Raw genomic sequence first — 1,624 nt, forward strand, 5'->3', positions numbered from 1 at the left:
AACGCCAATCCGGCGCCTGCGGTGATCACGCGGCTGTCCGATCTGCGCCACGTCAAGGTGAACACCGGCTTCCTGGAGATGACCGGCTTCACCCGCGATGCCGTGATCGGACGCAGCGTCTACGAGGTCGACGTGCTGGCCAACGCGCGCAACCGCGAGCTGGCCGTTTCCCGGCTCCACGCCGGTGACACCATTCCTCAGATGGAGGCCTGTCTCGATCTGCCGGAGGGCGGGAGCCGGTTCGTCATCGTGGCCGGCCAGCCCATCGACATGGGCGACGAGCCCTGCATGCTGTTCACCTTCGCCGACCTCGAACTGCGCCGGAAGGCCGAGACGGCGCTGCGCCAGAGCGAGGAGCGCTTCGCCAAGGCGTTCCGGATGACGCCGGTGCCGACCGTTCTGACGCGCGCAGAAGATTTCCACGTCACCGGCGTCAACGAGGCCTTCACCCGGGTCTTCGGCCTGGGCGAGGACCGGATCGTGGGGCGCAGTCTCGTCGAGGCCGGCCTGTGGGTTTCCGATTCGCAACGTGTGCAGGTCGAATCCGCGCTGGAGCGGCACGGCTTCCTGCTCGGCGTCGAGGTCTGTCTTCGCCACGAGAGCGGAGCCAATCTCGATTGCTTGGTCTCGGCCGAGCGCGTGCGCATCAACGACGCCGAGTTCGTGTTGCTGGTGATGCAGGACATCACCGCGCGCAAGCACACCGAGCGCGAGCTGTTCGACGCCATCGAGGCCGTGATGGCCGACACGTCCTGGTTCAGCCGCGGCCTGATCGAGAAGCTCGCCAACCTGCGCCGGCCCGGACGGGAGAGCGCGGACGGTTCGGTGCCGAACCTGACCTTGCGCGAGCGGCAGATCCTGACCCTCATCTGCTCGGGCCTCGACGACGACGCCATCGCCCGCAAGCTCGGATTGTCGCGCAACACGGTCCGCAATCACGGCGCCGCTCTCTATCGCAAGCTCGGCATCCACAAGCGCAGCGAAGCCGTGGTGTGGGGCCGGGAAAATGGATTTCCCCTCAATACCACAGAAGGATAAAGATTAGTCTACCGGTATAAATAAACCATTGAACGCGCCCGACACGCGCACATCTTCCGGTTCTTCAGTGTCGGTTCGGGCACGACGCGGCGGCACTGGTCGACGGCTTGGGTTCTGACGCCGCTGATCCTGGTCGGAAGACGCGGTGAACAGCACCACGCGCAGGCCTCCTACGGGTGACGCTCAGGGTCGATCCGGGGGAGGGGCCGGCCAGCGCGCCGAGCACCGGGCTGGGGACGACAGGGCCAGGGACGACCGATCCGTAACCGACGGGGTCGGGTCCTGCGAGTCTCAGGCGAGCGCCATCGAGCCCTCGGGCTCGGAGGGTGCCTGACCGGGACCGGTCGACGGGTTCCGGCCCGGGACCGCGGCGGCCGAACGAGACACGGCCGAGATCACAACCGAGATCGCAACAGGAGAACGACATGGTCGACACGGATCGGATCCCATTCCCTCGGCATGCATATCGCCGACCGCACCCTACGCATGAGCAAGCCCGAACTGGTCGCCTTCATCCAGAAGGGAGGCGAGCGGGACGCCGAGGTGCCGACCGCAAAGCTCGAAGCCCTCACCTGCGCGCAGAAGA

Annotated in this window: 1 protein-coding gene; it reads left to right on the forward strand. The window is 66.6% G+C overall.

Features of this window, described 5'->3' with window-relative positions:
- On the forward strand, nucleotides 1-1,038 hold a 1,038-nt coding region (locus MKK82_RS04365; protein WP_243984777.1), incomplete at its 5' end, for a helix-turn-helix transcriptional regulator.
- Between the last annotated feature and the right edge of the window lie 586 nt (nucleotides 1,039-1,624).

The organism is Methylobacterium sp. E-046 (assembly GCF_022829625.1).
Lineage (GTDB): Bacteria > Pseudomonadota > Alphaproteobacteria > Rhizobiales > Beijerinckiaceae > Methylobacterium > Methylobacterium longum.